Annotated in this window: 9 protein-coding genes and 3 pseudogenes; 3 read left to right on the top strand and 9 right to left on the bottom strand. The window is 58.4% G+C overall.

Features of this window, described 5'->3' with window-relative positions; genetic code table 11:
* Window positions 1-949: pseudogene (locus BMI01S_RS38560) on the bottom strand (IS630 family transposase); the annotation flags it as partial.
* A gap of 476 nt (window positions 950-1,425) precedes the next feature.
* Window positions 1,426-2,532 (bottom strand): IS110 family RNA-guided transposase, encoded by a 1,107-nt coding sequence (locus tag BMI01S_RS34885; RefSeq protein WP_028232841.1) that lies wholly within the window; start codon window positions 2,530-2,532, stop codon window positions 1,426-1,428.
* Between the two features lie 173 nt (window positions 2,533-2,705).
* Here BMI01S_RS34885 and BMI01S_RS34880 point away from each other — a divergent pair.
* From BMI01S_RS34880 to BMI01S_RS34870, 3 genes and pseudogenes are all read left to right on the top strand, one after another.
* Window positions 2,706-3,137: pseudogene (locus tag BMI01S_RS34880) on the top strand (transposase); the annotation flags it as partial.
* 342 nt (window positions 3,138-3,479) lie between these two features.
* A pseudogene (locus BMI01S_RS34875) lies at window positions 3,480-4,145 on the top strand (IS6 family transposase).
* Between the two features lie 21 nt (window positions 4,146-4,166).
* Window positions 4,167-4,916: a cytochrome b gene (locus tag BMI01S_RS34870; protein ID WP_154671482.1), complete on the top strand. Its 750-nt coding sequence runs from the start codon at window positions 4,167-4,169 to the stop codon at window positions 4,914-4,916.
* Between the two features lie 497 nt (window positions 4,917-5,413).
* On the opposite strand, the gene BMI01S_RS44315 is transcribed toward BMI01S_RS34870, so the two are convergent.
* The 7 genes from BMI01S_RS44315 to BMI01S_RS34850 all read right to left on the bottom strand — a co-directional run.
* A complete protein-coding gene (locus tag BMI01S_RS44315; protein WP_322787214.1) occupies window positions 5,414-5,752 on the bottom strand; it encodes an ATP-binding protein in 339 nt (112 codons plus the stop codon).
* Window positions 5,749-5,871, bottom strand: a complete 123-nt coding sequence (locus BMI01S_RS44310) for a hypothetical protein (RefSeq protein WP_409372328.1) — start codon at window positions 5,869-5,871, stop codon at window positions 5,749-5,751. Before BMI01S_RS44310 ends, BMI01S_RS44315 begins: the two co-directional genes overlap by 4 nt.
* Window positions 5,872-6,076: 205 nt before the next feature.
* A complete protein-coding gene (locus tag BMI01S_RS44305; protein ID WP_322787216.1) occupies window positions 6,077-6,250 on the bottom strand; it encodes a hypothetical protein in 174 nt (57 codons plus the stop codon).
* Window positions 6,247-6,405, bottom strand: coding sequence for a hypothetical protein (locus BMI01S_RS39965; RefSeq protein ID WP_407669107.1), 159 nt, complete (start codon window positions 6,403-6,405; stop codon window positions 6,247-6,249). Before BMI01S_RS39965 ends, BMI01S_RS44305 begins: the two co-directional genes overlap by 4 nt.
* Window positions 6,406-6,597: 192 nt before the next feature.
* Window positions 6,598-7,692 carry a cysteine protease StiP domain-containing protein gene (locus BMI01S_RS34860; protein WP_028215605.1) on the bottom strand — a complete coding sequence of 365 codons (1,095 nt, stop codon included), beginning with the start codon at window positions 7,690-7,692 and terminating at the stop codon, window positions 6,598-6,600.
* On the bottom strand, window positions 7,685-8,443 hold the full coding sequence (locus BMI01S_RS34855; RefSeq protein ID WP_028215604.1) for an HAD family hydrolase: 759 nt from the start codon (window positions 8,441-8,443) through the stop codon (window positions 7,685-7,687). The genes BMI01S_RS34860 and BMI01S_RS34855 overlap by 8 nt, the downstream gene beginning before the upstream one ends.
* On the bottom strand, window positions 8,433-8,623 hold a 191-nt coding region (locus tag BMI01S_RS34850; RefSeq protein WP_042292443.1), incomplete at its 5' end, for a TRSP domain-containing protein. The genes BMI01S_RS34855 and BMI01S_RS34850, both read right to left, overlap by 11 nt.

Genomic DNA, 8,623 nt, shown 5'->3' with positions numbered 1-8,623 from the left:
AGTTGGCGCACGTTCTTGAACGACCCTCGACGGATCGCCTGCTGCGTAATCAGGCCAAACCAGCGTTCAACCTGATTCAGCCAGATTGAGTAGGTCGGCGTGAAGTGCATGTGGTAGCGCGTATGCCTGGCCAGCCACGCCTGACCTTCGGATGCTTGTCCGTCGCATAGTTGTCGACGATCAGATGCACATCGAGATCGGCGGGCACCGCCTGATCCACATGCCTGGGAAACGCAAGGAATTCCTGATGTCGGTGACGCGGCTTACATTGCGCAATGACTTCACTCGTTGCCGTATTGAGCGCGGCGAACAGCGTGGTAGCGCCATGCCGGACGTAATCATGCGTCACTCCCTCGAGATAGCCCAGCCCCATGGGCAACATCGGCTGTGTACGCTCTAGCGCCTAGCACTGGCTCTTCTCGTCGACGCACAGCACCAAAGCATTGGTCGGTGGGATCAGGTACAGCCCGACGATATCGCGTACCTTCTCTACGAAGTAGGGATCATTAGACAGCTTGAAGCTTTTTGACCGATGAGGCTGTACACCGAACAACGACAGATATCGGGCCACCGAACTCTTCGAAATCCCTGTCTGTGCAGCAGCGGACCGCACGCTCCAGTGCGTTGCCCTGTGCGGCTTCTCATGCAGTATCCTCGCCAGTAATTCCGCTACTGTTTCATCATCATGCGTGCGAGGCCGGCCTGGACGGGCTCCATCATGCAGACCGGCAAGTCCATGGGCAACAAACCGCTTCTTCCAGTGCGTAATTGTCGGCGGTGTCACTTCGCACTGCGTTGCAATTTCTTGACTCGTATGACCGTCAGCGGCCATCAAGACAATCTTTGCACGGCGGACCAGAGAATGAGGCAGCGAACGCGAGCGGCTCATTGACAGCAATTGTTCTCGCTCCAGTTCCGACACGACAACTTCGATTCCTTTGCGTCCCATGATCGCCTCCTGCACACCGTGACTCGATCATATAACAATCTGAGTTTATGTAAAGTTATTTCTGGGACAGAAGTATGGACCGTGTCAAGTAGTGCGGTTCTCCGAGGTTTGACGGGTCAAGGGCGGGCGTGAGCCCGGCGTAGCGGACCCTTGACGCGACGTCGTTTTCCCATGCTATGCATTGGTCGTGAGGGCGACGCCAGTACGCTCACGACCATGCGAGACCGTCTCTCTGACGATCGTCAACAACAGGATGCTTGGGCCAGGACCAAGGCGGTTATCCGACGGTTGATCATTCTGATATTCGCGGGTTGGTTACCGCATGACAAACGAAACGTCGGGGAGCTGCCTCAATCTAGATTCGAGGGTTGTGCTGTTTCCAGTTGCCTCCTAGTGTCGCCGCGAAGGTTTTCCCACCGTTGCCTGGCCTAGCCCAAACATCCTGTTGTGAGATCAACTAACTTGTCAGATCCCGGCTAGACGTGCTTGAGGGGAGCGACGTGTTGCCCGATAGCCCAGATAAACTCGACGAGCTCGCGTGCAATGGCGGTACAGACCTGGCTCTTTAGCTTGCCGTGTGCCATCAGGTTTCGAAACCGCTGGCACAGCCGCTTCTGCGTCGACCACGCGATCTCCTGGACCTCTGGCGGTGTACGCTCTGCACGCCGCTGCAGGATCGCAGTTTTTCGTGCGGCATGACGGTAGGTCCACGCTGCTTCAACCAGCACGCGTCGCACATGGCTGTTGCCCGTCTTGGTGATGGCGCCACGGCGTTCGCGCTTGCCGCTGGAATGTTCGCTGGGCACCAGTCCCAGATAGGCCATCAGTTGAGGCGCGCCAGCAAAGCGTGCGAGATCGCCGAGTTCCGCGATCACCGTCACAGCCGCGAGCAAACAGATACGGCGTAGCGCCATCAAGGCCTCGATCACCGGCCAGGCTGGACTGGCATGCGCGGCCGTCTCGACTTCGCGGTCAAGGCTGACCACGCGCCCGCCGCAGGCCTGCACTGTGTCGATATATTCCTGCAGGACGATCTGTTGCTCCGGCCGGGCGAACCTGATGCCTTCCAGCCAGCGCCAGTGCGCTTGCGTCCACCTGGAGCGGCCCGTGTAGCGATGGCCATGGCGCGACAGAAATGACAGCAGCCGTTGCTTGGCCTGGCGTTGCAGATGCTTCAGGTCCTCACGCGCACGGGTCAGATCGCGCAGCGCCTCTGCCTGATCCGGAATCCACACGGGGCTCAACTCACCGGCGCGATACAGGCGCGCCAGGCTCAGGGCATCGCGCCGGTCGGTCTTCACGCGCTCGCCCGGCTTCCTCGGAATCAGCGACGGCGCCACGACCTGGCAGTCCTGCTTGAGTTCCCGCAGCTGTCGGCAAATGGTGTAGCCACAGGGATCGGCTTCGTAGCAGAACGCAAGCCGTCCTGTGCCCCGCTTGAGCTGTGCGACCAGTTTCGCAATGGCCTCAGGTGTGTTCACAATCTCGCCCACATACCGCACTTCGCCAGCCGTGTCGGCGACCGCCACGGCAGCCGTTTCTTGATGTACATCCAGGCCCACGTACTTGCTAAACTTGTTCATGACCTGCCCCCTCAATGCGGCTCTGAGCCGCGGTGTAGCCCACGTCAAGCTTAATCCGCGTCCCTTGAGGTGCGGCAGGTCCATACATGATGTCTAGGGGCGGCCTGCAAAAGTCATGGCGTTGAAGTCTGGTTGTCCTATCCTGGAAGAACGCGAATTAAAGGAGTTCCTCGATGACACAGCTCGGTCTTGGCCTGGATCTGTCAACGAAACGCACGCGCAAGCGGGAATTTCTCGATGAGATGAGGCGCGTTGTGTCATGGTCGAGGTTGATTGCGGTGATCGAACCGCGCTATCCGAACGGTAAGACTGGAAGGCCGCCGTTTCCAGTTGCGACGATGTTGCAGATTCACTTCATGCAGCAGTGTTTTGGGCTTTCGGACCCGGCGGTGGATGAGGCGCTTTATGACGTGCCGCTGTATCGTGAGTTTGCGGGGCTGGACGAAGGTATGACGCGTTTGCCGGACGAAAGCACGATTCTGCGGTTCCGCCACCTTCTCGAAACGCACGGACTGGCCGCGTAGATGCTCGCCTTGGTCAAAGAGCTCCTGAGTGAAAAAGGCTTGATGTTGAAGGCAGGATGCCGCGGAGAAGCGATGGCCGTGATAAAAGCAGTTCGGCATTTTGCATTGCAAGTTGTCACCCGACGCTGCTGTCAGCAAGGTGACATTGCTGAAGCTACCGGCTGAAAGCTGATTTGGCGAAGCCATCGGCGTGCATATTTCTCGCACGCATGCATTCGTTACGTGAATCTGTGTTATCCAAACAATCGATTTTTTAGTCGACGTGGAAATGCCGCATAGTGCATTCGGCGATGTACTGGGCGTCACGAATGCAAATTTTCATGACCTGCCTGAACCGCAATTGGCGTTGTCGGCGCGAATATGGTTGTGTCGCATTAGTGCCGGAACGCTAGAAGGCGCGTCTGACGAACCGGTACTGACCCGATGATTAAGAAGGCACCGACGCCACGAACGGTCCTCGCCCCAGAAGTTGCAAAGATTCTGAAGCGACTGCACCATCCGCTCGATGTCATGCTGATGTGCGTGCGCTCGTGTGTGGCCTATGGACTGAGCCTGCGAAATCTGGAAGAGATGATGGCTGAGTGCGGCACCGATGTCGACCATTCAACCGTGCACCGGTGGGCGATCAAGTTGCTGCTCGTTCTGGAAAAGGCATTTGGCGTCGCAAGCGCGAAGTCGTCGGGACAGTGGAAGTACTTGTACCGGGCCGTGGACGAAGCGGGAGACGCGATCGATTGCTGACAAGGCTGCCGCGAAGCGCTATTTTGAAAAATCGATCGAGCGCAACGGCGAACCCGAGGTGGAGACCGAACGACAAGAGTGGGGCAAATCTCGCTGCGCTTGAGGCTATCAACGCTGGGCGCGAGACGCCGATTAGAATCCGTCAGTCGAAGTATCTTAATAACATCGTCGAGCAGGACCGCCGCGCGATCAAGTGCCGGACCCGCCCGATGCTCGGGTTTGAGAAATTTCGTTGCGCCCGCTCTCCTAGGTGGCATCGAAGTCATACACATGATCGTCAAGGGGAAATTGAACGATGGCGGTGTTGGTCAAAATCCCGCACACCAGTTATGTTCGCGGGTTGGGTAAGGAATCCATACCATACCGGTCTTGGCCGACCTCTCGCTCTTACTGCGACAGAACCCGCCTGACTCCGGCAGTGAATCAGCAAAGGGCGGAACGCGTGGCGGCGTCCCGATACAGCCTAACAACTTCGGACTGGAAGAGGTTATGAACCGGATGTCACGAGCGGCAAGGCGATCCAGCTCGCATGCCGGTGAGCCGCTAACCGTGATCCCGCAAGACGGCCAATCTGGCCTGCGTGGCTCGTCAGAACTGGCGGCCGGGACCGAGCAGGGCCGCTACGACGGTATTGCGCGATTTTTCCATTGGATATTTGCTGTCTGGATTATTTACGCCAGTGTAGCGGGTTACTCGCTCACCCGGGTCGCCAATGGACCTGTGCATGATTTCCTGTCGCGGCTGAACATGTCAATAGCAACGGTTCTGATTATGCTTTTTCCGCTGCGGGTGGGTTGGAAGCTGTTCAGAATCGCGCCACCTGCGCTGCCCGATGTGTCCGTCGAACAGCAACTACTGGCACGCGTCATACATGTTGTGATTTACGTCATGATTTTTGCAGTGCTGGCGAGTGGCTTCCTGATGGTGCCGAATGGCTATCCGTTTTTCGGCCTGGTTGAAATCCATACTCCGTTCCAGAAAGGTCCGCTAACCGACGAATTGTTCGCGGTGCATCGCACAAGTTGCGCACTGCTGGTTGGACTGGTAATGTTGCACGTGGCAGCGGTAATCAAGCACCAACTGATCTCGCGTAACAACGTGCTGAGAAGGATGCTTTAATTGCGGTTTTTCTTTCATGGTCGCAGCATTTTTCATTGATGTATGAGGGAAAAGACCCGCCGGTCAAGGTGGGCCAAAAATCGACCTCATGGAGGTCAGCGCATCTTGAATTTTCCCCACGGCGTTGCCGCGCAGCATGGCATGGATTCGCGAAACGCGGCGCCATCAATGCGTATTTCACGGCACCCGAGCTTGGAATTAAGCCGCTCATCGACAGGCGAGCCCGAAAGACCGTTTTTAACCGGCCGAGTGCCGCCAGCGCATGCTCAGCGCGCTACGGCTGCCCAAACTCGCGCTGCTGGACCAGCTGCGCGCCGGTCGCGAGCAGTTCGTTTCCAAGGCGTGCGCCTATTTGTTCAATTCTTCACACTCCAGCTCGAAGCCCTCAACCTCCCGCGATAGGTGTACTGGATTCCTTGCGTTAACAGCATCAAGCAGCACGGCCGGTCAGCGACAACTATTTTGGCCGGGCGTGATCATCTAGTTGACGCTCATCGTTACTGCGCAACGTTGCCGTGGTCAGGCAACTGGCCGCTGAACGGATTGACAGGGTTGTCGTCGTGTAATTGACGCCGCCGTGCATTTTGTTTGTCGCCGGCCTTGCGGCGGCGGTAGCTTTCGACGTTGAGTTCGAAGGTCGTCGAGTGATGCACCAGCCGGTCGATGGCGGCGACCGTCATGCCAGGGTCGGGGAACACGTCATTCCAGCCCGAGAATGTTTCGTTTGCAGTTATCAGAAGAGATTTTCGCTCATACCTCTCGGCAATCCGCTCGAACAGAACGCTGGCCTCGGCCTGATCTTTGCGATCATACGACAGGTCGTCGAGGATGATCAATCGAAGCGATCGAGCGTGGCCAGCGCGGAAGGCAACTGCAGGCTCTGGCGCGCAGCCTGCAGCTTCTGGACGAGCTCGCTGGTACGCGTGAACCGCACGCGGTAGCCGACTTCGATCAATGCATGACGGTAGCCGATCCCAAGCGGGTTTTTCCGACCCCAGGGGGGCGAACAGGAGAACCGTGGCGCCTTTCTCCAGCCATGACTCTCCGGTGGCCAGCGCTGTAACATGCGCTTTTGAGACCATCGGCACGGCGTCGAAGTCGAAGGCGGCGTCTTGGTCGGGTCCAGATGCGACTCGGTACGGTGCCGCTCGATGCGTCGCTTAGCGCGTTCGGCCAACTCGTGCCTCTAGCAGTGCGCCGAGCAGGCGTGCGGCCGGCCAGGCTTCCTTAGCCGAGCGCTCAGCAAACTCGGGCCACAACCTGCCGATCGTTGGCAAGCGCACCTCGTTGAGCATCAGGGCCAGGCGGCCACCATCATGCGCGGGCGCGTTCATGCTGCCTCCTGCTCGAGCAGTTCGCGATAGACGGCAACGGGCGGCATCTGAACCTCGACATCGGGACACTGGGCCTCACGGGTTGCGTATTGGTCACGCAGCGCCTTGAGATCGGGAACGCCGTGCAGGCCCGCGAGCTCAAGCGGGCCGACCATCGTCTTGCATGCATCGCGCCGTGACAGGCGGGCATCGAGTTGCTCCCAGGTTCTGCGGTAAGCCGCGCGTCTGCCAGGCACACCACAGATGAGCGCAATTCTGAGATCTGGTGCCGAAATCCACGTCCAGGATGTCACCGCGGGTCGGTATGTACAGAGTCGCCCCGACGGCGCACGGAGAAATGGCGCCCATCAGATCGGACACCGTATGATTGTCGCGGCACGATACGGACCCAGGTCGGCGCCAGCTTCCTCTACGGCCACGCCCGCGCGGTCAGTGAGATGCATTAACAACTGCACGTCGCTGTCGTTGCGATCACGTACCACAACGTGATCAGGCACACGACGCAGAACCGCTCGGGTTGCCTCAGCGATACCCGGCTTCACGCGATTCAAATTGGAGATGTCAAAGCGAGTTGCCAGCGAGGACACCACGTCATCAGCGGACGCTTGGAGTTCCAATCGCTGTTCGTTGGTCCATGGAGTTGCGGGATAACTCTCGCACAGCGCCCCGCGTTCGGCCTCGATCTTATTGATGAACTCTCGGGTTACATCATGCTTAGGCAGGTGGTCGTATGTCACGCAACCATGAAGCCCGCCTTGAGTCGGCCAGATGGTGCGGGAGACTAGGCCGGACACGGTTGCGCCGAGGATGCCGGACGGGATTACCCAGTCCTCTGCAGAGCCAGCCAGCCAAGCGCGGCCGCAGGGGTCTGCCAGAACAAGGAGGCGAGGATCTTCTGGGAAGCGCTTGTCGTCGTCCAAGGTCCGCTTGAGCTCACCGGAGATTGCGCCTTTTCCGGTCCAACCATCCACGAAGACGATCTTTTCGGGACCGTGCAACTGGATGACGGCTTCCAGAGCCACCGTGTCGATACCGCGATCGCGAATGATGCTGACGCCGTAGTGGTGAGCATCGCGGCCCATTTCGACGAGTGCCCGGCGCAGCAGGACGCCGAGGGGCACGCCTGCTCGAACAAATGAAACCAGGGCGATGCTCGGCCCGGTGTAAGCGGCACTCAATGCCAAGGCCAGGGACTGAACATTGGAAGCCATACGAGCGCCGTTCTGCGCCAGGACATGGGTGTAGAAACCCTTGTGCACGTCAGTAGGAGCCTGCTCCAAGCTTATCATCTCGGAGTAATGCTTCTGATTCGTCTGGATCAGAAGTTCCTTTTCGTCAACGTTAGTGACGCTCATCGGCACGCGCTGCAAAAGGAAATGCACATCTTCAGGGGCGTAGCTGCCGCTGCCGACGGTGCTCAGTGTGGCAAGAAGATTAGTCATTGATGAGCCCCTTCACTACGGTCGCCAGTTGACTGTGCGCCGGCGTCGACCACATGTGACAGAGGTCCATGAACCCCAGGTCGGAAATGCTGTCACCGAAGCCCAGGACTGGCCGCTCGCCGTGGATCTTACGGTCGCGGCGCAACCATTCTTGAACGGCGAAGCGCTTTTCCAAACCCGCAGGCAGGAAGGCGAGGTTGTTGCCGTTAACGTGGGTGTGCATACATTCCAGCATGCTTCGAGATTGAACTTCGGTCAGCAACTCGGTGAGCACCGAATCGTCGGACTCGTTGTGCTTGGTAACGACGTAGTGGCGCAGACCTTTCTCTCCGACTACGCAACTGCGCACGGAGTAGCCCAGTTCTTTGCCGATTTGCAGGGTGGCTTCGCTCAGTGTCGACAGCCGGTCTTGAAAGGTCCGGAGCGACGCGGCCATCTGTCCGTGCCAAGTCTGGTCAAGCGATCCGTCAGGGCGGAGTATCACTCCACCATGGGAGCAAATTGCGCCTTCGGTGAAAGGAAGCTTGACGCGGTTGTAGGCCTCCACGCTGCGTGCGGTAACCGGAACGACATCGGCCGAGGCCAGCAGCCAGTTGATGAAGAGGTTCTGGACCGGGTTCATGTACCCGTTGGGCTGCCCATGCACGTCCAGAGTGGCGATGATTCGTGGTGTGGCCTCCTCCATCTTGCCTGCGGTCTGGATCAGGGTATCGTCGAGATCGACGAATATCAGCGGACGGTTACTGCTCATCGAAAATTATCTCCGCATTCAGGGCATCAACCAGTTGTGCAGGGAGCGCTTGCGCCGGGGTTTCCGTGCAGATAAGAACTCGGTCGAACTGACCGGGCTTCACGTTGTAGAGGAAGTTCGGAATACCGAGGCCATAGTTGTCAGGAAACGACAGCACGTGCTCGATCGCGTGACCTAGCA

This window comes from Paraburkholderia mimosarum LMG 23256 = NBRC 106338 (assembly GCF_000739815.1).
Classification (GTDB): domain Bacteria; phylum Pseudomonadota; class Gammaproteobacteria; order Burkholderiales; family Burkholderiaceae; genus Paraburkholderia; species Paraburkholderia mimosarum.
The sequence above is the reverse complement of the archived record's forward strand: the minus strand, read 5'-3'. Positions and strand labels throughout refer to the sequence as shown.